19 protein-coding genes are annotated in these 21,841 nt (G+C 31.6%); 17 read left to right on the top strand and 2 right to left on the bottom strand.

Translation table 11 applies throughout. The features are described 5' to 3' along the window. Window positions 1-60: 60 nt before the first annotated feature. On the top strand, window positions 61-372 hold the full coding sequence (spoVG, locus tag WMO19_RS00325; protein ID WP_070610128.1) for a septation regulator SpoVG: 312 nt from the start codon (window positions 61-63) through the stop codon (window positions 370-372). Between the two features lie 89 nt (window positions 373-461). Here the strand turns inward: spoVG and alr are convergent, their stop codons facing one another. Then, on the bottom strand, window positions 462-1,619 hold the full coding sequence (gene alr, locus WMO19_RS00330; RefSeq protein ID WP_349169724.1) for an alanine racemase: 1,158 nt from the start codon (window positions 1,617-1,619) through the stop codon (window positions 462-464). 102 nt (window positions 1,620-1,721) lie between these two features. Continuing rightward, window positions 1,722-3,041: a uracil-xanthine permease family protein gene (locus WMO19_RS00335; protein ID WP_349169726.1), complete on the bottom strand. Its 1,320-nt coding sequence runs from the start codon at window positions 3,039-3,041 to the stop codon at window positions 1,722-1,724. Window positions 3,042-3,125: 84 nt separating this feature from the next. Between WMO19_RS00335 and crcB the strand changes: the two genes are divergently transcribed. The 16 genes from crcB (at window position 3,126) to WMO19_RS00415 (ending at window position 21,838) form a co-directional block, all read left to right on the top strand. After that, entirely contained in the window at window positions 3,126-3,488 is a 363-nt protein-coding gene (gene crcB / locus WMO19_RS00340; protein WP_349169728.1) for a fluoride efflux transporter CrcB, read from the top strand. 84 nt (window positions 3,489-3,572) lie between these two features. Continuing rightward, window positions 3,573-4,271, top strand: coding sequence for a response regulator transcription factor (locus WMO19_RS00345; RefSeq protein ID WP_349169730.1), 699 nt, complete (start codon window positions 3,573-3,575; stop codon window positions 4,269-4,271). Further along, window positions 4,271-6,346: a sensor histidine kinase gene (locus WMO19_RS00350; RefSeq protein WP_349169732.1), complete on the top strand. Its 2,076-nt coding sequence runs from the start codon at window positions 4,271-4,273 to the stop codon at window positions 6,344-6,346. Before WMO19_RS00345 ends, WMO19_RS00350 begins: the two co-directional genes overlap by 1 nt. A 184-nt stretch (window positions 6,347-6,530) precedes the next feature. Next, the gene (locus tag WMO19_RS00355) at window positions 6,531-6,914 is read left to right on the top strand and encodes a BlaI/MecI/CopY family transcriptional regulator (RefSeq protein ID WP_349169734.1); all 384 of its coding nucleotides are present in this window, start codon (window positions 6,531-6,533) and stop codon (window positions 6,912-6,914) included. Further along, window positions 6,911-8,284 (top strand): M56 family metallopeptidase, encoded by a 1,374-nt coding sequence (locus WMO19_RS00360; protein WP_349169736.1) that lies wholly within the window; start codon window positions 6,911-6,913, stop codon window positions 8,282-8,284. The genes WMO19_RS00355 and WMO19_RS00360 overlap by 4 nt, the downstream gene beginning before the upstream one ends. 571 nt (window positions 8,285-8,855) lie before the next feature. Further along, window positions 8,856-9,086 carry a hypothetical protein gene (locus tag WMO19_RS00365; RefSeq protein ID WP_349169738.1) on the top strand — a complete coding sequence of 77 codons (231 nt, stop codon included), beginning with the start codon at window positions 8,856-8,858 and terminating at the stop codon, window positions 9,084-9,086. A 211-nt stretch (window positions 9,087-9,297) separates the two neighbouring features. Continuing rightward, the gene (locus tag WMO19_RS00370) at window positions 9,298-9,687 is read left to right on the top strand and encodes a hypothetical protein (protein WP_349169740.1); all 390 of its coding nucleotides are present in this window, start codon (window positions 9,298-9,300) and stop codon (window positions 9,685-9,687) included. 48 nt (window positions 9,688-9,735) lie between these two features. Continuing rightward, the gene (locus WMO19_RS00375) at window positions 9,736-10,308 is read left to right on the top strand and encodes a hypothetical protein (protein WP_349169741.1); all 573 of its coding nucleotides are present in this window, start codon (window positions 9,736-9,738) and stop codon (window positions 10,306-10,308) included. 112 nt (window positions 10,309-10,420) lie between these two features. Further along, entirely contained in the window at window positions 10,421-12,178 is a 1,758-nt protein-coding gene (locus WMO19_RS00380; RefSeq protein WP_349169742.1) for an aminopeptidase P family protein, read from the top strand. Continuing rightward, window positions 12,179-14,041, top strand: a complete 1,863-nt coding sequence (gene uvrC / locus WMO19_RS00385; protein ID WP_349169743.1) for an excinuclease ABC subunit UvrC — start codon at window positions 12,179-12,181, stop codon at window positions 14,039-14,041. Next, the gene (gene hprK, locus WMO19_RS00390; protein WP_349169744.1) at window positions 14,031-14,942 is read left to right on the top strand and encodes an HPr(Ser) kinase/phosphatase; all 912 of its coding nucleotides are present in this window, start codon (window positions 14,031-14,033) and stop codon (window positions 14,940-14,942) included. The genes uvrC and hprK overlap by 11 nt, the downstream gene beginning before the upstream one ends. 218 nt (window positions 14,943-15,160) lie before the next feature. Further along, on the top strand, window positions 15,161-18,694 hold the full coding sequence (gene nifJ / locus WMO19_RS00395; RefSeq protein ID WP_349169745.1) for a pyruvate:ferredoxin (flavodoxin) oxidoreductase: 3,534 nt from the start codon (window positions 15,161-15,163) through the stop codon (window positions 18,692-18,694). A gap of 188 nt (window positions 18,695-18,882) precedes the next feature. Beyond that, on the top strand, window positions 18,883-19,869 hold the full coding sequence (gene plsX, locus WMO19_RS00400; protein WP_349169746.1) for a phosphate acyltransferase PlsX: 987 nt from the start codon (window positions 18,883-18,885) through the stop codon (window positions 19,867-19,869). Then, window positions 19,866-20,093 carry an acyl carrier protein gene (gene acpP / locus WMO19_RS00405; protein WP_288167407.1) on the top strand — a complete coding sequence of 76 codons (228 nt, stop codon included), beginning with the start codon at window positions 19,866-19,868 and terminating at the stop codon, window positions 20,091-20,093. The genes plsX and acpP overlap by 4 nt, the downstream gene beginning before the upstream one ends. Before the next feature lie 10 nt (window positions 20,094-20,103). After that, entirely contained in the window at window positions 20,104-20,796 is a 693-nt protein-coding gene (gene rnc / locus WMO19_RS00410; RefSeq protein ID WP_349169747.1) for a ribonuclease III, read from the top strand. Beyond that, window positions 20,789-21,838, top strand: coding sequence for an elongator complex protein 3 (locus tag WMO19_RS00415; RefSeq protein WP_349169748.1), 1,050 nt, complete (start codon window positions 20,789-20,791; stop codon window positions 21,836-21,838). The genes rnc and WMO19_RS00415 overlap by 8 nt, the downstream gene beginning before the upstream one ends. The last annotated feature ends 3 nt before the right edge of the window (window positions 21,839-21,841 follow it).

The following is a 21,841-nucleotide window of genomic DNA, read 5'->3' on the forward strand; positions in this document are numbered from 1 at the left end:
TATTTATTATGTATCAGACTTGTGCTATAATATGGTAAAGAAAGAGAGGATGATACTTGTATGAACATAACTGATGTAAGACTTCGCAAATTACCAACAGAAGGAAAGCTTAAAGCAATAGTATCTGTAACCTTTAATAATGAATTTGTGCTTCATGATATAAAAATAATAGAAGGAAATGAATCTTTATTTTTAGCAATGCCAAGCAGAAGACTTTCTAACGGAGAATACAGAGACATTGCTCACCCTATTAATGCCGAAGCTAGAAAAGAATTGGAAGATGTAATATTTAAAGAATATTACGCAGTAAAAGAAAAATTAGATTCAGAAGAAATGGAAAAACCTGAAGCAGAAGAAGTAACTGAAGAATAAGATTAAGAGAGCCCCGTGCTCTCTTTTTTAATAGAAAAACCCCAAAAACTTTTTATAGTTTTGGGGTTATTTTTTTGAATTTATTAAGTTTAATCCATTTGGCTTACATGGACAAGTTCTCCATGTCTGTAATAATATTTTGGAAGTCTTCTGTTAAAGTGGGTGATAAAAGAAGTTTCACAGTCGCCAGAAAAGTGACATATATCTCTAATTTTAATCTCTTCTTCGCCTTGCCTTCCAACTAATACAACTTCGTCGCCAATTTTACAATCCACTCCAGTGGCATCAACCATCATTTGGTCCATACATATTAAGCCAATTTGTTTACATCTCTTTCCATTTATGAGAACTTCAATTTTTTCTGACAAAATTCTTGGAAAAGCATCGGCATATCCAAGGGGAAGAGTGACAACCTTAGTGTCTTTGTCGCACTTAAAAAATCTTTCATAGCCAACAGTTTCGCCAGATTTTACTTCTCTTATAGCTGCAATTTGCGCCTTAATTGAAAGAAATTCCTTTAGTCCAAATTCTTCAGGGAGCTTTTCACTATCTGTATATCCAAACTGTATTATTCCAGGTCTTACCATATTTAAGTCGTATTCTCTGTGATATAAAACAGAAGAAGAATTTGCAATATGTTTGTATGTAAAATTGTAGCCAAGATCCTCGATTTCTTTTATAAAATTTGTAAAAGTTGTAAACTGTCTTTTTGTAAATTCTGGATCAGATTCACTGGCAGCAAAGTGAGAAAAAATTCCTTCAACAAAAATATTTTCAAGCTCAAAAATTTTTTTAACTTCCTTTAATGAATTTTCACCTGGAATAAAACCAATTCGTGACATTCCACTGTCAACGGCAAGGTGAAGCTTAGCAATTTTATCTAAGTCCCCTGCAAGCTCATCTAATTTTAGAGCATCTTCAAGTGTATAAATAGTTAGGGTGATTTCATTTTTTACTGCATCTTCAAAGAGATGGGCAGGTGTGTAACCAAGAATTAAAACAGAAGTGTCTGGGAACTCTTTTTTAAATCTCAAAGCTTCACTTAAAGTTGCAACACCGTAAAACTTTATGCCAAGTTCTCTTGACACATAGGAAAGGGGAATGGCACCAAGTCTATAGGCGTCACTTTTAACAACGCTCATAACTTCAACTTTATCTGTCACTCTTTTTTTTATTTCTTTAATATTATTTTCAAAATTATCTAAATTTATTTCAATCCAAGCAGGTCTTGTCAAAAAATCCTTCATGTTATTTTCCTTTCAAACGAGAATTTCTTTTAACATTATATCACAGTAGATGAATTAAGAAAATTTTTTGCATAAAAAAACTGCCAAGAGGGCAGTTTAATTTTAATATTCCTTGTCAACAAGTAAGATGTTTAATATTACGGCTACAATAGTTCCACCAGAAATGCCTGATGAGAAAAGTGCGGCTATTAAGCTAGGGAGTTTCGCCACTATGTCAGGTCTCATTGTAATTCCAATTCCAACCCCAATTCCTCCAGCTATTATCATAATATTTTTTGTAGAAAATTTTGCCTTGCTAAGAGCTTGCATACCTGAGCCTATAATTGTACCAAACATAAGAATTCCAGCTCCACCAAGAATTGGTGTAGGCATAATGGAAACTAGAGTTGCAAATTTAGGGCATAAACTCATGATAATCAAGATAAAGGAAGAATAAAGAGCGACCTTTTTTGAAGCACACTTAGTAAGTGGTATTAGTCCAACATTTTGGCTGAAGGTTTGAGCTGCACCTGAACCAAAGACTGGAGAAAGCATAGACCCAATGGCATCAGCTCTAACACCACTTGCAATGTCTCCATCAGATAAGTCAACTTCGCACACTGTTCCCAAAGTTTTCATAACTCCTACAGTTTCAATAATTGTTACGAGATAACCTGCAATAAAAGGAACTACAAATTTTAGATCAAACTTAACTCCAAAGGGAAAAATTTCTGGCATTCTTATCCATGGAGCTGCAGCAACTTGTGAAAAATCTACAAGTTTTAGTGGAATACAAATAATGTAGGAAATAATCATGGCTATAAAAACTGATGCCGTCGTTACAAAACCTCTGCCATAGTGATTTATAAAAATTATAAGTAGGAAAGTAAAGACAGCAATCCCAATAAAGAGTGGGTCGCCATAATTTTCTGCACCATAACCTCCTCCAACCCAGTCAAAGGCAACGGGCATCATTGTAACTCCAATTAGGGTAATAACAGTTCCTGTTACAACTTCTGGGAAAAATTTAAGAAGGGGCTTAATAAAAAAGCTTAAAATCAATTCTAAAAGAGCACCCATTATAGTTGCACCAAAATAACCTGCAAGTCCGCCACCCATAGTATTTATTACCGCATTGGCAGGTGGCACAAAGCCGAAGTCTGTTCCCATAATTGTTGGAAGACCAATACCAACCTTGACCTTGCCCTTAAATATGCCCTTAGTTTGAATAAAAGAACAGATACCAGAGGCAAGTAAAGCAGCAGAGATAAGTACAGAAGTCTCGGCAACATTTGTGCCAGCTATAGCAGCAATACTAAGTGGAACTGCAATAATTCCACTAAAGGCAGTCAAAATATTTTGAAATCCAAGTAGGGAGGATTTTAAAAAATTAGGCTTGTCATCAACTTCGTATTCAAGTTTCATTACATTGTATTCCTTCACAATAAACTCCTTTTTTAATATAATTATAACAAAAAGATTTTAGCACATAAGCATTTGTCATACAATAAAAGAAAGGAGCAAAAAATGTATTTTTTTGTAGCACTAGGTGGGGCCTTAGGTTCTGGTCTCAGATATTTTTTAAGTAATAAGATAAATAGTGGTGGAGATTTTCCCCTTGCCACCCTTATAATTAATGTAGTGGGAGCTTTTTTCCTAGCAATAATTGCCTTTTACGCTGAGAAAAATAAATTGGATCCTAGATTAATTTTATTTTTAAAGGTTGGATTCTGCGGAGGTTTTACAACTTTCTCAACTTTTGCCTTTGAAATATTTAATTTAGAAAAGAATGGGAATTTAAACCTTTCAATTTTTTACGCTTTAATTAGCATAATTTTATCGCTTATAGGAATTTACTTTGCAAGGTTTTTAATACTTGAAAAATTTTAAAATTATAATTTAAGAAATTTGTAAGAATTTTGTAGACTTTTTTGTAATTATTATTTGCTATTATAATGGCAGAGGAGGGATGTAATGGATAAATACAATATTTTAATTGCTGAGGATGACAAGGAAATTGCAAGGTCCATTGGAATTTATCTAAAAAATGAAAATTTTAATATTTTTTACGCCTATGATGGACTTGAAGCCCTAGAAATTTTTAAAAATGAAAAAATTGATCTTATAATAATGGACCTCATGATGCCAAATTTATCTGGCGAAGAAGCCATTATTAAGCTTAGAGAAATTTCTGTAGTCCCAATAATTATTTTATCTGCAAAATCAGAGGACACTGACAAAATTTTCGGACTAAATATTGGCGCTGATGATTATATTCAAAAGCCCTTCAATCCAATGGAGCTCATCGCTCGTGTAAAGAGCAATTTGAGAAGATTTTATGCCTATGATTTAAAGAATGACAGAAATTTTATAGAAATAGGCAGCATTAAATTAGATTTATCTCAAAAAATTGCCTATGTTGAAGATAAGCCAGTTGCTCTAACATCTATTGAGTTTAAAATTCTGGAGCTACTCATGAGAAATCCCAACAGAGTTTTTTCCATTGAAGAAATTTACGAGAGCGTGTGGAATGAACCAGCCATGGAGGCAAAGACTGTTACAGTTCACATTAGGCGAATAAGAGAAAAAATCGAAGTAAATCCAAAGAAGCCAATGTACTTAAAAGTCCAGTGGGGACTTGGATACAAATTTGAAGATTTGAGGCGAAAATAATGAAAAAAAATTCTTACAAACTTAGCTATTATGCTTTAATAATTTTAGCAATTTCAATTATTTCCATGTTGGCAGGATCGTTTTTATACACAAAAAATCCTGATTCTTCTTATAGAAGAGCCATGACAGAAAATAGGATTTACAATACTTTATATCAGTCAGTAAATGACAATGATGATTTTTATAGTAGTTATAAAGAATTTAAATATGCTATAAAGTCTTATAAGTTAAAGTATTTTGACCAAAATGGAAATGTTGTTACAGATCCAGGATTAATTGAAGCTCAAAAGAAGAAGGATGACCTAAAGGCAAAGGGACTTGACCCAAAGGACTATCTTGAAGATTGGATGCTAGACCAACCTGAAATTAAATCTGAATATAAAACTTTTTACCTAACTAATGAATATGAAAAAAATGAATTTGACCCACTAGAAATTGAAATGAGAAATAATGACTTTTTGATTACTGGTTCAATAATTAATGATAGTATAGTGATTGACAAAGTTCAAAAAAGTAAAAGATTTATAGATAGTGACTACAATTTTATTGACAAGTCTTTTAAATCGGATTTAAATGATGCCTTTAGAAAATTAAATAGTAGTAATAATATTAAAAATCTAAAGTTTGCTTATTACGCATCCTTAGATGATGAAGTTTTTAAAGAAATTGAAAGAGATGTCTTTAGGGACCAAGTCCAAGTGCAAATTGGAGTAAGTGTCTTAATTACAGCTGTCTTATCAGCATTATTAGGATTATTTATGAATGTGGAAAAAGTTGACGGCAGCGAATCCTTGAGAAAAGTTTTTAAGCTTCCAATAGAACTTGTGATCATTCTATTTGTAATATTTGCATTTTCCAGTGCAGGAATATCAAGCATGAATCATATATACAACAATTTGTATATTTTCTATTCATTGTACCTTATTGGTCTCGTAATTGTTTCACTAACAGTAAATTATTTTGTAATTCTTTTAAAAAGCATATTTAACAAGAATACAGAAAATTATCTTCTTAAAAATTCTTTAATTTATAGAATTTTTACTGGAGCGATTTCTGAATTTTCAAATGCGTCTGATGACAAGAAAAATATTAAAGATGCAAAGATTAAATTTACCCTAATTTATTTTGTAGTTTTCTTATTGTTGGCAATACTTAATATGATGTTTTCAACTATGTCTTACTATGCTCCTGAAAAAATGTTGATTCCAATGATATTATTTGGCATATTCATTTATTATATTTTGATGAAAAATATAAATGAAGTTGCAAGGATTTCCAGAGAGTCCAGTGAAATTGTTAAGGGAAATTATAAAAAGAACATTGAAAAAAAGGGTGGCCTTTATGATGGCATAGTCGACAACTTTAACAATATTGGAGAGAACCTAGACCTTGCCATTGAAGATGCAGTAAAATCTGAAAGATTAAAGACAGAACTCATTACAAATGTAAGCCACGACTTAAAGACTCCATTGACATCTATAATTAATTATTCTGATCTCTTATCAAAAGATGACAATACAGAAGATGAAGTTAAGGAGTATTCGAAAATAATAAATGAAAAGTCCAACAAGTTAAAGGTCCTAATCGAAGACTTGTTTGAAGTTTCAAAAGCAACATCTAACAACATTGAACTTGACAGGCAAGAGCTTGACTTTAATTCTCTTGTTCAACAGTCAATAGGAGAGTGGGAAGATAAAATTAAAGAAAATAACATTGAAATTATTTCAAATCTTCCAGAAGATAAGGTAATGCTTAACATTGATGGACAAAAATTCTCAAGAGTTTTAGACAACGTGTTCTCAAATATTTCTAAGTATGCCTTGGAAAACTCAAGAGTCTATGTAGATCTTTCAGAAGAAGGCGGAGTTAAGTTAACTATTAAAAATATCTCCAAGTATCCACTTAACATTTCCACAGAGGAACTTATGGAAAGATTTACTCGTGGAGAAAAGTCAAGAACCACATCAGGATCAGGTCTAGGACTATCAATAGCCTCATCCTTTGTGAGAGCACACGGAGCAAGCTTTGACATAGAAATTGACGGAGACTTATTTAAGGTTAGGATAGAATTTTAAAATAAAATTCTATAGGATTTAAAATAATAAGCTTAAAAGGATTTTAAAATACAATGCAGAAGAAAGTTCGGTTGAAAATTATTTCGCCGGACTTTTTTCTTTAACTTGACAAAGCTAAAGCAATAATATATACTCAAGATGAAAATATAAATATTAACAATAATAAATAACAAGAGGTGAGAAAATGGAACTATCAAATGGAGAACTTATGGTAATGGAAGTTTTGTGGGAGGGAGAGTGCCTAGATGAAAATGGAGAAATTCAAGCCCTAGAATTATCCAAAGTGTTAAAGGAAAAATATAATCTGGGTAAAACATCTTGCTACACATTTTTTGGCAGGCTCTTAGAAAAGGGTGCAATAACAAGAAGGTATCCTAAATACACAATAAAACCCATTGTAACAAGAGAAGAAGCCTTGCAAAAACAAAGAGAAGAAGCCATAGACAAATTATTTCAAGGATCCTTTATAAGTTTTTGCAGGACCTTTTTAAAGGACAATAAAATAAGTGAAGAAGAAATTCAAGAGATAAAAAATCTTCTTAAAGATTTTGATAAGGAAGAAAAATGAGAATAGGTATAGCTGGTTCAGCAGTCCTTTATAAAAGTTTAAAGTCAATTATAATATTAATTTTGATTTTACTCTTTAGAAGGAGATTAAACTTAAAAAGCACTAAGGGTAATATCATATTGTGGACTCTTCTTTTAATCTATTTAATATTTCCAAAAGATATTTTATTTAGCATAAAAACCTATGAAGCTTCAAAGTTTATAAAGACAATTTTCGCACCCTCAATTCTGATAAATCAAGCAGCAATTTACATAACCGATAAGTTCCCATCAATATCACGACTTAATAGGATAGTGGGATCAAGCTTAGTCATTAGCTATACTATCTATCAATTTATAAAATTTAAAAAAGCCTTAAGTAATTCTCTTGAACTAAAGGACAGGACTCATTTAAACAATTCTCTAAAAAAATTTAATATAAAAAGAGAAGTAAAAATCTATATAAATGATGAATTAGACACGCCTATAACTTATGGAATATTTAGACCCAAAATAATTTTACAACAAAGTATTTTAAAAGACTGGGATTTATTAGAACATGTACTTATTCACGAGTTAGTGCATATAGAGAGATATCATATTTTATTAAGTCACTTAAAAAATTTAATAATATGCCTTTATTGGTACAATCCCTTTTTAATACTTAGCTTACAATATTTTGAGAAAGATATAGAGATAAACTGCGACAAAATAGTTATAGAAAAAATAGGAGATAGCCAAGAAAATAGGAAAAATTATTGCCAGTCAATGCTTAAATTATTAGAAAGACAAAGAGAAAATGATAAATTTGTCTTAAATTTAAGCCCAACTAAGGAAAGGATGTTGACTATGAAAAATTGGAAAAAAACAATGTCAGGAACTTTTACTTTAATATTTTTATTATTCTTGTATATACCAGTGTTTACTAATGCTGTAGAAGTAGACGAAAATCAAGTTATATCGGATACAGAGGGAATAAAGGAAGTTTATGTAAATGTGGACAATAGGGTGGAAGAAATAACAGATGAAGAGTATGAAAACTTAGATTTAGATGAAATATTATTAAATGATGTTGACGAAAAATATGTTAAGAAAAAAGAAATAATACCAGCCTTTGAACATATAGATTATAAATTTAATTTCCAATCCTTTTATGAGGGTGATCAAAAGGGATTTACAATTAAAACAAGTGAGATGCATTCTAAAAAGGGGATAGATTATACTGTACTTATAGTAGAGAATGGCGAAAAAATATATGAATCAAGATTTAATGAGGGAAAGAATTTAAAAATTAGAGTTGATCGTGGATCTAATTATATAGTGACTATATTAAATCAATCAGTAAAACCTATAACTTATAAAATTAATATAAGTTTATGGCAAGAGGAGTAAAAAACTTATAAATAATAAAAAATATAGTATTAATTATATTTCAAAGTTAATAGGCATGAAAGTGTAAACTTATTTATTAATCCTTGAAAGGAGATACAGGTTGAGGACAAAACAGCTTTTAATATATATAATAAGTATAATAATATACTTAATTTTAGTTTATTTATTAAATAGACGCACCAATAAAAAAAGAATTATGTATGGAATTTCAATAATAAGTTTAATATTATTTGTTAGTCTGAAATTCTTAGGCAGTAAATATAATATTGACTTTTTAGGTTCCGATAAATTTATAAACACTTATCTAAATTTAATGTGCTTTATAATTAATATTCCAATATTATTTGGAGGATATAAAACTATAGATTTTTATTTTAGTAAGAAAAATTCCAAGGATAATAAGAATTTTATAATTAAAAGTATATTGATATTACTACTAATATTTTTTGTATATATTAGTTACACATGGTGGGGTATTGTATATTACTTTTTATTTTAAAAATATTGTGGGAGAAAGCAGTCGATTTAGCATAACAATAAATGCTAGAAATTTATAAAAGGAGGTGATATTTTGAAGAAAGGTTTAGCTGTTTTTCTTATAGGTTTGTCATTTTTTGCAGGATTTTTCGTAAATAAAACTATTGTAAAAGAGAATCAAGGCTTGACAAAAACTCAAATGGAAAAAATGATTAATCGAAAGATTTCTGATGATGAGTGGAAAAAAATGACTAGAGATGGTGAAGTAGAAATGATTGGTGGATCTGATGGACCTACGCAAATTTATACTGAATCAAACAAATAAGAAAATTGAAAAATAAGAAAGTTCGGTTGAAAATCATTTCACCGGACTTTTTAACGATTTACAAAAATAAAGTATTTTTATATAATAAGGTTGAAAAAACTGTTATGATTGATTAAGAAAAAGTTAAGAAATCGAATAAATAAAACGTCAATTATATAATTTGGAAAAGTAATAATTAGCTTATTGCTAAAAAAAGTGGAGGATATTTACAATGAAAAAAAACTTGCTTTTCAAAATTTCAATTGTTCTTAATATTATTCTCTTGTCCTCTACAATTATTTTACAGCAAAAACTACAAAATCCAATGGTTCCACTCTTGCGGGGGACTTATGTGCATTCCAATGGAGACTTTTATTCAATGTCTTTTGATACTGAGAAAAATGTCTATTATATCTTTTGCAATGGAAGTCTTATAAAGAAAGGCAATTTTAAAGAGGATGAAGACAAGAGGATATACAAACTAGAAGATAATAACTTTAATAAATATATTTTTTTAAATGGAAAGACCTTTTATTTTGCCATTTCGGAGGATAAGGTAATTAAATTTGAGAAGGAATCAAATGCAATAACTTTTTACGGAGAGTCAAAGGATTTTGAATAAAATTTTATTTTAATAATAAAGTTCATAGATTTAAGAAGAGGCGAAATAATGGAATTTATTATTTTTATTTGCTTTATGATTTTGCTTTTATATTACAGAGCAAAGAAGAGAACTAGAAAATATAATCAAGAAAAAATTTACAACAATTTAAACCCACTTTATTTATTTTTTGCTTTATTTTGCCTTTTAATATGGTTGTACTTTGCCATCAAGTTTATGGGCTGCCTTTTTGATGTTTTAAGGGCTGGCTATGAAATAAGTTTTTCAAAATTTTTATTTCCACAAATTAGAGCTGTAGTTCTAAAATTTGCAGAAAATAACAATGAAAATATTTCTCACGAATTATTAGCGCTACTAATGTCATATGAAAATTTTTTGAAAAGTTGCCTTTTATTAATAGGTAGTTTTATTTTCCTTGATTTAATGATCAAGAGAATTGTTATAAAAGATGATGAAATTATTTTTAACAATAGAGTTTATAAAATAAAGGATATTTTGGATTTTAAAAATATTAATATTTTTGGTAATCAATATGCTCAAATAAAATTTAAAAAAGATGAAATTTATTTGCCAATTAAGGGCAATGAAAAATTTATTGATTTAATTGATGAAAAAATTTAGTAAATTAAAAAAATTATAAAGACAAGAAAGTTCGGTGGAAAATTATTTCACTGGACTTTTTTCTTTGCTCAAATTTATCCTTGTGATAATATATGACTTAGGATGTGATTTTGTGATTTTAAATGAAATTAGAAATATAATGAGAGAAAAAAATATAGATTTTTATATTATTCCGTCAAAGGACCCCCATGGCTCTGAATACCTTCCTGATTTTTACAAGGAAAGGGAATTTGTTACAGGCTTTACTGGTTCACAGGGAACTGCTGTCATTACAAGTGATGAGGCATACCTTTGGACAGATGGCAGGTATTTTATCCAAGCTGCAAAAGAAATAAAAGATTTTGGATTTGAACTTCAAAAAGAAGGTCAAGTTGGAGTTTTAAACTACTCTGATTGGATTAGTGAGAATATAAAAGAAGGCATGACTCTTGCTTTAAATGCAGAATATTTTTCTCACCAAATTTTTTCATCTTTGGAAGAGAAATTAAAGGAGAAAAATGTAAAAATTGTTGATGCTGATTTAATTACTGACCTTTGGAAAAATAGGTACCCTCTACCAAGTGAAGATGCTTTTTTCCTTGATGAAAAGTATGCAGGAAAGTCTGCAACAGAAAAAGTTTCTGAAATTAGAAAAATTTTAAGGGATAAAAAAGCTGATATGACAATTGTTTCTTCACTTGTGGACATTGCTTGGACTCTTAATATTCGCGGCATGGACATAAAGGATACGCCAGTTCTAATTTCCTTTATGATTATAGAAGCTGAAAAGGTAATTTTATTTACTGACAGAGAAAAGACTAAAAAGATAGAAAGAGAAATTGCAGATTTTGTTGAAGTAAAAGATTACTCAGAATTTTATGATTATCTAAAAAATTATGAAGAAAGAAAAATTTATCTAGATCCAAACTCAATTAACGAAAAAATTTATAAGGGCATTTGCCAAAAAAATGAAATAATTTTTGGCAATAATATTTCAGAAAATTTAAAGGCAATAAAAAATGAAACTGAAATAAAAAATCTTGAAGATACTTATATAAGAGACGGGGCAATTTTATTTAAGTTCATCTACTGGTTAAAGGAAAATGCAAAAAATAAAATTGGCGAATATGATGCAGCTATGATGCTTGACTCTATGCGTGCAGAAGATCCACTTTACATTTCAAATTCCTTTGATACGATTTCTGCCTATGGAAAAAATGCAGCCATGATGCACTATCATGCCAGAGAAGAGGACCAAGCTGTAATTGAACCAAGGGGATTTTACCTTGTGGATTCAGGTGGGCAATACTATTCTGGTACCACAGACATCACGAGAACTATTGCCATGGGAGACCTAACAGAGGAAGAAATTCACGACTACACAATGACTTTAAAGAGTCACATAGATTTAATGGACGCAGTATTTTTAAAGGGAACTTATGATTTAGCCTTAGATGGCATTGCTAGATATGCCTTGTGGCAAGGTAGGATGGACTACAAGTGCGGAACAGGTCACGGAATTGGCTTTGTCCTTTCAGTTCATGAAGGACCACAGAGAATTTCTCCAAGAGACCCTGCTGTTAGGATGGAGGAAAACATGATCGTCTCCAATGAGCCTGGTGTCTACAAAGAAAATAAGCATGGCATAAGAATTGAAAACATCATGAGGGTAGTCTTTGACTGCGAAACTCATGACTCAGTATTTAATAAGTTTAAGACAATTTCTTTTTGTCCTTTTGAACTCAAGGCAATTGATGTAAATTTACTTACAGATAGGCAGATAGAGGTTTTAAATTCTTATCACAGAGAAGTTTTTGATAAGTTAAGTCCATATTTACATGGAGAGGTTTTAGATTATTTAAGAGAAGCGACGAAAGAGGTTAGTAGATAATTGTTAGATTTAAGAGAAAGGCTTGACCAACTTCCAGATAAACCTGGGGTTTACATCATGAAAAATGAATTAGATGAGATAATTTATGTTGGCAAGGCCAAGTCTCTTAGAAAAAGAGTGAGACAATACTTTGGGTCTTATGGAAAATCTTCCAAAAAAGTTGCCAGCATGGTCTCAAAAATTCATGATTTTGAGTATATTATTGTAGAAAATGAAGTGGAGTCCCTTGTCCTTGAGTCCAATTTAATTAAGGATAATCTTCCAAAATACAATATTCTCTTGCGTGACGACAAGCAGTATCCTTACATCAAGGTAAAGGTCAACGAGAGATTTCCAAGAGTCATGAAGACAAGAAGGATTTTAAAGGATGGGGCAAAGTATTTTGGACCCTATCCCGATGTCTTTGCAGTAAATGAATCAATCGAAAGCTTTGAGAGACTTTACCCTCTAAGGACCTGCAATTTGAATTTAGAAAATGTTGAAGAAAAAAATTATAGACCTTGTTTAAATTATTACATTGGAAAATGCCTTGGACCCTGCATAGGAAATGTAAAGGACCAAGATTATAATGTCATGGTAGAGGAAGTTTTAAGTTTTCTTTCAAGTTCAGACAACAAATTAATAGATAAGCTTCATGAAAAGATGATGGATTATTCAAGAAATCTTGACTATGAAAATGCTGCTGATATTCGCGACAGGATTAAAAATTTAGAGTACTTAAAGGAAAGACAACTTATAAGTGATCCTGAAGCTCGCGATGACAAGGACATAATCGCCATTGCCAAGGGTATAGACGAAGTATTAATTCAAATTTTCTTTTTCAGAAATGGAAAAATTATTGGCAGAGAGCATTACATGATAAGGGATTATTACAATGACAGCTACGAGGAAATTTTTTCTTCATTTTTAAAACAATTTTACATTGGAGCATCTTATATTCCAAAGGAAATTATTATAGAAGAAAAGCCAATGGATATTAAGGTGCTAGAAGATTGGCTAAGTGAAAAGAGAGGCAATAAAGTTACAATTACTGTTCCAGTAAAGGGCGACAAAAAAGAATTAGTGAGAATGGTCAAGAGAAATGCCCTTGACATGATTGAAAAGTATGGCGACAAGTATAAAAAGCGTGCTGAATCAAACAGGTTGGCACTAGAAGAGATAAAAGATTTAATTGGTCTAAGCCGAAGACCAAGGCGAATAGAAGCCTATGACATTTCAAATATTTCAGGTGTTGAGTCTGTTGGGTCTATGGTTGTATTTGAAGATGGAGATGCAAAAAAGAGCGACTACAGAAAATTTAGGATAAAAAGTGTCATAGGTCCTGATGACTATTCAAGTTTAAAGGAAGTAATTGAAAGAAGATTTAGAAGAGGGGTAGAAGAAAAGAAAGAGGACAAAAATTCTTCCTTTTCAAATTTTCCAGACCTAATAATGATGGATGGTGGCAAGGGTCAAGTAAATGCAGCCAAGGAAATTCTCGATAAATTAAAATTGAATATTGAAATTTGCGGACTTGTCAAAGATGACTTTCACAGAACTCGTGGCATTATTTATAACAATGAGGAATTTAATGTTGATTTAAATTCCAGAGCCTATAAAATGATTTACAAGATCCAAGAAGAAGCTCACAGGTTTGCAATAAATTATCACAGAAATCTCAGGTCCAAGACAATGTTTAAGTCAGAGCTTGACGATATAAAATTAATAGGACCAAAGCGAAAGGAAAATTTGTTGAAACACTTTAAATCCATTGACAAAATAAAAAAAGCAAGCATCCAGGAGCTTATGGAAGTTGAGTCAATGAACGAAAAAAGCGCAGAATCACTTTATGAACATTTTAGGAGAGCAAAAAATGGGAGTTAAATTAAAATATATAGTTGAGGAACTAAATTTTGAAATTATTCACAAATCAACTGATTACGATGAAATTGAAATTAAAAATAGCGACATAAATAGGCCAGGCCTTCAACTTTGTGGCTACTATTCAAAATTTGTAAAGGATAGAATACAGCTTATTGGCACACAGGAGTGGCATTATATAAATTCATTGAATGATGAGGAAAAATTTTCTACTTTGGAAAAATTATTTAAGTACAACATACCAGTAGTTGTATTTTCTAGAAATAATATGATCTTTACTCAGGCAAAATTTTTGGCTGAAAAATACAATGTCACAATAATAAGAAGTCATGACACAACTTCAAAAATATTTAGCAAAATAATTTCTTTAGTTGATGAGGCATTGGCTCCAACTACAAGAATGCATGGAGTTTTACTCGATATATCTGGCATTGGTGTTTTAATAACAGGCAGAAGCGGAATAGGAAAGAGTGAAACTGCCCTTGATTTAATTTCCAATGGCGCAAGGCTCATCTCTGACGATTCTGTAATTATAAAAAATATTGACAAAAAATTAATAGGAAAGTCTCCTGATATTACAAAATATTTTATGGAAATTAGGGGAGTAGGGATAATTGACATTCAAAAAATGTTTGGCATAGGCTTTGTTATGGAGGAAAAGGCAATTGAAGTTGTAGTAAACTTAGAAGATTGGGATGAGTCAAAGGAATACGAGAGACTTGGACTTGACAATAATTATGAAAACATTTTGGGAATAGATGTTGTTAAGTTTGACATTCCAGTAAAACCAGGCAGGCACACTGCACTTATTATTGAAGTTGCTACAAAAAATTATAAGCAAAAGGAATTAGGCTACAATCCAGCTACTGCTCTTAATGAGAGAATGTTAAAAAAATTAAAATAAAATCTGAAGAGCACAAGTAGGTGCTCTTTTATTTATATTTATAAATGATTAACAAAAATTTTACAAAAAAAATATAATTCCACATTATGAAACATCTTTCATAATTCGCCATTTTCAAATATTTAAAGTCATTTATTAACAATATTATTGAAATTTTTTAAATTAAGTTCTATAATATAAACAGTATGGTTAGTTTATATTATTAATAGGAGGAAAATATGGCTAAAACATTTAAAACAATGGATGGTAATGAAGCAGCCGCTCATGTCGCTTATGCGTTCTCTGATGTTGCTTGTATTTACCCAATAACTCCATCATCTCCAATGGCTGAGCACATTGATGCTTGGGCTTCTCACGGAAGAAAAAACATTTTCGGACAAGAAGTATTGGTTAAGGAGTTACAATCAGAAGGAGGAGCTGCTGGAGCTGTTCACGGTGCACTACAAGCTGGTTCACTTACATCAACTTATACAGCATCTCAAGGTTTATTACTTATGCTACCTAACATGTATAAGATAGCAGGAGAATTACTTCCAGGAGTATTCCATGTTGCAGCTAGAGCACTAGCTTCTCACGCACTATCAATCTTTGGTGATCACCAAGACGTTATGGCAGCTAGAGCTTCAGGATTTGCACTTCTTGCATCTGGATCTGTTCAAGAAGCAATGGACTTAGCTGGTGTAGCTCACTTATCTGCAATTAAAGGTAGAGTTCCTTTTGTTCACTTCTTTGATGGATTTAGAACATCTCACGAAGTTCAAAAAATTGAAGTACTTAATTACGACGACCTAGCAAAACTTGTTGATCATGATGCAATTAAAGCCTTTAAAGAAAGAGCTTTAAATCCAAATGGACCACAAGTTAGAGGTACTGCTCAAAACCCTGATATTTACTTCCAAGAAATTGAAGCTTCAAATAAATACTACACAGATATCGTTGGTATTACTGAAGATTACATGAAAGAAATTTCTAAATTAACTGGAAGAGAATACAACTTATTTAATTATTATGGAGCTAAAGATGCAACTGATATTATTGTAGCTATGGGATCTGTAACAGAAACAATCGAAGAAGTTGTAGATTATCTAAATGCTAAGGGAGAAAAGACAGGACTTGTTAAAGTTCACCTATACAGACCTTTCTCTATTAAGCACTTAATGGACGCAATTCCTGAAACTGTAGAAAGAATTGCAGTTCTTGATAGAACTAAGGAAAAGGGAGCAGTAGGACAACCTCTTTACTTAGATGTAAGAGATGCCTTCTACGAATCAGACAAAAAACCACTTATAGTTGGTGGTATTTATGGACTAGGATCTAAAGACACTAACCCAACAGACATTCTTTCTGTATATGACAACCTTAAAGAAGCTGAACCTAAAAATGACTTCACAATTGGTATTGTTGATGATGTAACTCACAAATCACTTCCAATTAAAGAAGAAATCACAACAGAACCTGAAGGAACAATTAGATGTAAATTCTGGGGATTCGGATCTGACGGTACAGTTGGTGCAAATAAATCAGCAATTAAGATTATTGGTGATAACACTGACATGTATGCTCAAGGATACTTTGACTATGACTCCAAAAAATCTGGTGGAGTTACAATGTCTCACTTGAGATTTGGAAAAAACAGAATCACTTCAACTTACCTATTAACTGAAACTGATTTTATTTCTTGTTCAAAACAATCCTATGTATATTCTTATGACCTATTGAGAGGACTTAAAAAGGGTGGAAAGTTCTTACTAAATACTATTTGGAATGAAGAAGAACTTGAAGAACATCTTCCAGGTTATATGAAGAAATATATTGCAGACAATGAAATTGAATTCTACACAATTAACGCTACAAAAATAGCTGCTGAAGTTGGACTTGGCGGAAGAACTAACATGGTAATGCAAGCTGCATTCTTTAACCTATCTCAAGTACTTCCAATTGACGAAGCTGTTAAACTTCTAAAAGAAGCAATTGTTAAAGATTACGGCGCTAAGGGCGACGATATTGTAAAGATGAATTACGCAGCTGTAGATCAAGGAATTGGCGCACTTAAAAAAGTAGAAGTAAAAGATTCTTGGAAAAATGCTGATACTACTAAGGACTTCAAGATCAGTGGAGCACCTGACTTTATCAACAACATTCTTATCCCAATGAATAGACAAGAAGGTAACGACCTTCCAGTTTCTACTTTTGTTGATATGCCTGATGGAACATTCCCATCTGGAACAAGCCGTTACGAAAAGAGAGGTATAGCTGTAAATGTTCCTCACTGGAAGATTGAAAACTGTATCCAATGTAACCAATGTTCACTAGTATGTCCTCACGCTGTTATTAGACCTTTCTTAGTTGACAAAGACGAAAAGGCTAATGCACCTGAAGGATTCGAAACTAAAAAAGCTAATGGCAAGGGACTTGAAGATTATGAATATAGAATTCAAATTTCACCACTAGATTGTACTGGTTGTGGAAACTGTGCTCAAGTATGTCCTGCTAAACAAAAAGCTCTTGTAATGTCACCATTTGAAAATGAAATTGATGTACAAGCTGCTAACTGGGAATATGCTTCTGAACACATTAAATCTAAAGAAGAAAATATTGAACCAAACAACTTCAAGAACTCTCAATTCCAAACTCCATATCTTGAATTCTCTGGAGCTTGTGCAGGTTGTGGAGAAACTCCATATGTAAAACTTGTTACACAATTATTTGGAGATAGAATGAGTATTGCTAACGCAACTGGTTGTTCATCAATTTGGGGCGGTTCTGCACCATCTATGCCATATTGCACTGATGACTGTGGCAATGGACCATCATGGGCTAACTCACTATTCGAAGATAATGCTGAATACGGTTATGGTATGGCAGTATCTCAAGAACAAACTCGAAATAGAATTGAAAATCTAATGAAGGAATTTATTGAACTTAATGTAGATAAGGATGCTAATGAAGCATTTAAGGCTTGGATTGAAGGTAAAGAAGATTACAAGACATCTAAGGCTGCAAGCGCAAAAGTTCTTAAAGTTCTTGACAAAAAATTCGGCAACGAAAAAGCAGATGAAATTATTGATACTCTAAAGGGTCTTGAAAGATTCTTAATCAAGAAGAGTCAATGGATCATCGGTGGAGACGGTTGGGCATACGACATCGGATACGGTGGACTTGACCATGTTCTTGCATCTGGTGAAAACATTAATGTTCTTGTTCTTGATACTGAAGTATATTCTAATACAGGTGGTCAAGCTTCTAAGTCAACACCAACAGCAGCAATTGCACAATTCGCAGCAGCTGGTAAGTTAACTAAGAAGAAAGACTTAGGTCTAATGGCTACAACTTATGGTTATGTATATGTTGCACAAATTGCTCTAGGTGCTGACAAGAATCAAGCATTTAAGGCTATCAAAGAAGCAGAAGCTTACGATGGACCTTCACTAGTAATTGCTTACGCACCATGTATCAACCACGGCATTAGAGTAGGTATGGGCTTCTCAGTTGAAGAAGAAAAGAAAGCTGTAGAAACTGGCTACTGGCACCTATACAGATTCAACCCTGAACTTAAGGCTGAAGGAAAGAATCCATTCATCTTAGATTCTAAAGAACCTACAAAACCTTTCAGAGACTTCCTAGATGGAGAAGTTAGATACACTTCACTTAAGAAGTTATTCCCTGAAAGAGCTGAAAAACTTTACGAAGTTGCAGAAGAAAATGCTAAGGAAAGATATGCAAGCTATGTAAGTCTTTCTGAAGAAGAATAAGATAACTAATTTAACTCAATATAAATTTTATAATTATTTGGACTCGCTCAAGGAAACTTGGGCGAGTTTTTGTGTAAATTTTATTTTATTTATGTTAAACTTTTTATAAGTTGATATTAGACTTACGCCTTAATTATTGATTTTTTTAATCTTTTGATATAATATTAAAATTATTACTGGAGGTCAAAATGAAATTAATTTTTGATATAAATGGTGGAGATAATAAATCCGAAATTATTAAGGGTGCAATCGAAGCCTCTAATGAATTTGATACAGATATTATTCTAGTTGGAAGAGAAGATTTTATAAAAGAAAATCTACAAGAACTAGATTACAATAAAGACAAAATTGAAATAGTTGATGCAAAGGAAAATATTGAGAATAATGAAGACCCTGCCTTTGCACTTAGACGCAAAAAGGATTCTTCAATTGTCATTGCTATGACTTTATTAAAAGAAAAGAAAGGTGACGCCTTAATTTCTGCAGGAAGTACAGGAGCACTTTTAGCAGGTGGCTTATTTATAGTTGGAAGAATTAAGGGAATAAAAAGAGCAGTTCTACCTACAACTATTCCTGGCATGAAATCAAACACTATGGTAATTGACTCTGGTGCTAATATGGACACAAACCCAGAACTCCTATTAGAGTTCGCAACTCTTGGAGAAGTTTTCCTTAAAGAGTACTATAAGATTGATTCGCCAAAGGTTGGTCTATTAAATGTAGGAAGTGAAGAAGGCAAGGGAAACTCATTATACAAAGAAACCTATAAGGTCCTTAAAGATAGCAATATAAATTTTGTTGGAAATATTGAAGCAAGAGATATTATGAATAACGATGTTGACCTTCTTGTCTGTGATGGCTTTGATGGAAATATTTTACTAAAGTCAATTGAAGGTGTAGTTGATTTTGCTGTAAAAAATGTGTTTCACAGCCTGGAAAAGTCTGATCTTGATGATGAAAGCAAAGCTCTATTTAGTAAATTTTTAATGACTAAATTTAAAAATTTAGATGCAAAGGAAGTTGGCGGCACAATTCTTTTGGGTATCGACGGGAATATTATAAAGGCTCATGGAAATTCTGATGAGAGAGCAATAAAAAATGCTGCAAAATATGCTATAAGTATAGTAGAATCTAATGTAGTTAAAAAAATTAAAGATAAGGTGGAAGGTAAATGAAAGAAAGAATTCTAGAAATTATTGCAGAACAATTTAACATGGATGTAAATGAACTTGATGAAGATATGAGCTTTCAAGATGACTTAAACGCTGATTCAATTGAACTTGTTGAACTAGTTATGACTATTGAAGAAGAATTTGAGACTGAAGTTTCTGAAGAAGATCTAGAAAAATTAAAAACTGTTGGCGATGTTATTGACTATGTAGAAGATTTGGAACAGTGATTTCATGTCTATGGATAATCTAAAACATCTTGAAAAAAAATTAAATTATAATTTTAAAAATAGAGATCTTTTAGAAAGGGCTTTAACTCACAGTTCTTTTATCAATGAAAATGATATGAAGAGCTTTGAGAGTAACGAAAGGCTAGAATATCTAGGTGATGCAATTCTTGGTCTTGTAATTGGAGAATATTTTTATAAAAATTTTCCAGAAGACAATGAAGGTTCGCTAACTAAGATGAGAGCTGAATCAGTAAATGAGAAAGTTTTGTTTTTTATTTCTAAAAAATTAATGCTTGGAGAATATTTAAAATTTGGCAAGGGAGAAATAAAAAGTGGTGGAAAAAATAGAGAGTCTACTTCCGCTGATGCTCTTGAAGCTTTATTTGGAGCAATTTATTTAGATTCAAATTTTGAAAATGTCAAAAAAATTATTTTAGATTTATTTCAAGATTTTTTAGAAAAGGATAGCTATAAGTTATTTAATATTGATTTCAAAACTAAATTTCAAGAAAAGGTGCAAAAATCTGGCAAAAAAGCTGAGTATAAACTAGTTAGAGAAGAAGGTCCAGACAACGATAAAACTTTCTTTACTGAATTATATTTAGATGAAGTTTTAGTTGGATGTGGCAAGGGAAAAACAAAAAAGGAGTCTCAACAAGAGGCTGCCAAGGATGCCTTTAAAAGGAGAGGGGAAATTGTCTAAGAGAAATATCATACCAATTTTCATCCCTCACTATGGCTGCCCCAACGATTGTGTTTTTTGTAACCAAAGAAAAATTACGGGAATGTCTACAGATATTTCAAATAGTGATGTGAAAAATACTATTTTGGAATATCTTTCTTATTTTAAAAGAAAGGACAACATTGAAGTTGCCTTCTATGGAGGAAGTTTCACAGCCATACCCATAGATAAGCAAAGTGAATTTTTAGAAGTTGCCCATAGATACAAAGGAAAAGGCTTAGTTAAGTACATTAGACTGTCCACAAGACCAGATGCAATTGACCATGAAATATTAAATAATTTGAAAAAATATGGTGTAGATATAATTGAACTGGGAGTCCAAAGCCTTGATGAAGAAGTTTTAAGACTTTCCAATAGAGGTCATGATGCAGCTTGTGTTTATAGTTCATCGAAATTAATTAAAGATTATGGATTTTCACTGGGACTTCAACAAATGGTTGGACTACCAGGAGATAATATTGACAAGTCTATTTACACAGCAAGGGAATTTGTAAAACTAAAACCAGATTGCGTGAGGATTTATCCAACTCTTGTAATAAAGGAAACGGATCTTTATAAAAACTTGATAGATGGAAAGTACAAGGCCTTAGATTTAGATTCTTCCATTAAATATGTTGCAGACATACTTGATATTTATTATAAAAATGACATAAATGTAATAAGAGTTGGACTTCAACCAACGGAAAATATAAACTATGATAAAGATGTAGTTGCAGGCGCCTTTCATCCTTCCTACAGGCAGTTAGTTGAGGCATATTATTTTAAGACTGGACTTTTAAATTATTTTAAAAAGTCAAAAAATATAAGCCGTGAGATTTTAATTTTTGCCAGTGGAAAAAATATTTCAAATATTAGTGGACAAAAATCAAAAAATAAAGATGAAATCGTAAAAGAACTTGGTATTTCAAAAATTAAATTGAAAGAAAAAGATTTAGGAAGTTTTCATGTTGAGCTTCAAGCTAAATTTAGTGAGCTTATTGATATAAGAGATTATTATAGGTGAGTA

Origin of the sequence: Peptoniphilus hominis (ex Hitch et al. 2025) (genome assembly GCF_040096015.1) — a bacterium.
Taxonomy (GTDB): domain Bacteria; phylum Bacillota; class Clostridia; order Tissierellales; family Peptoniphilaceae; genus Peptoniphilus_A; species Peptoniphilus_A hominis.

Coding starts and splice junctions, on each gene's coding strand:
- spoVG (WP_070610128.1), top strand. CDS start 61: ATGAACATAACTGATGTAAGACTTCGCAAATTACCAACAGAAGGAAAG.
- alr (WP_349169724.1), bottom strand. CDS start 1,619: ATGAAGGATTTTTTGACAAGACCTGCTTGGATTGAAATAAATTTAGAT.
- crcB (WP_349169728.1), top strand. CDS start 3,126: ATGTATTTTTTTGTAGCACTAGGTGGGGCCTTAGGTTCTGGTCTCAGA.
- WMO19_RS00345 (WP_349169730.1), top strand. CDS start 3,573: ATGGATAAATACAATATTTTAATTGCTGAGGATGACAAGGAAATTGCA.
- WMO19_RS00350 (WP_349169732.1), top strand. CDS start 4,271: ATGAAAAAAAATTCTTACAAACTTAGCTATTATGCTTTAATAATTTTA.
- WMO19_RS00355 (WP_349169734.1), top strand. CDS start 6,531: ATGGAACTATCAAATGGAGAACTTATGGTAATGGAAGTTTTGTGGGAG.
- WMO19_RS00360 (WP_349169736.1), top strand. CDS start 6,911: ATGAGAATAGGTATAGCTGGTTCAGCAGTCCTTTATAAAAGTTTAAAG.
- WMO19_RS00370 (WP_349169740.1), top strand. CDS start 9,298: ATGAAAAAAAACTTGCTTTTCAAAATTTCAATTGTTCTTAATATTATT.
- WMO19_RS00375 (WP_349169741.1), top strand. CDS start 9,736: ATGGAATTTATTATTTTTATTTGCTTTATGATTTTGCTTTTATATTAC.
- hprK (WP_349169744.1), top strand. CDS start 14,031: ATGGGAGTTAAATTAAAATATATAGTTGAGGAACTAAATTTTGAAATT.
- nifJ (WP_349169745.1), top strand. CDS start 15,161: ATGGCTAAAACATTTAAAACAATGGATGGTAATGAAGCAGCCGCTCAT.
- plsX (WP_349169746.1), top strand. CDS start 18,883: ATGAAATTAATTTTTGATATAAATGGTGGAGATAATAAATCCGAAATT.
- acpP (WP_288167407.1), top strand. CDS start 19,866: ATGAAAGAAAGAATTCTAGAAATTATTGCAGAACAATTTAACATGGAT.
- rnc (WP_349169747.1), top strand. CDS start 20,104: ATGGATAATCTAAAACATCTTGAAAAAAAATTAAATTATAATTTTAAA.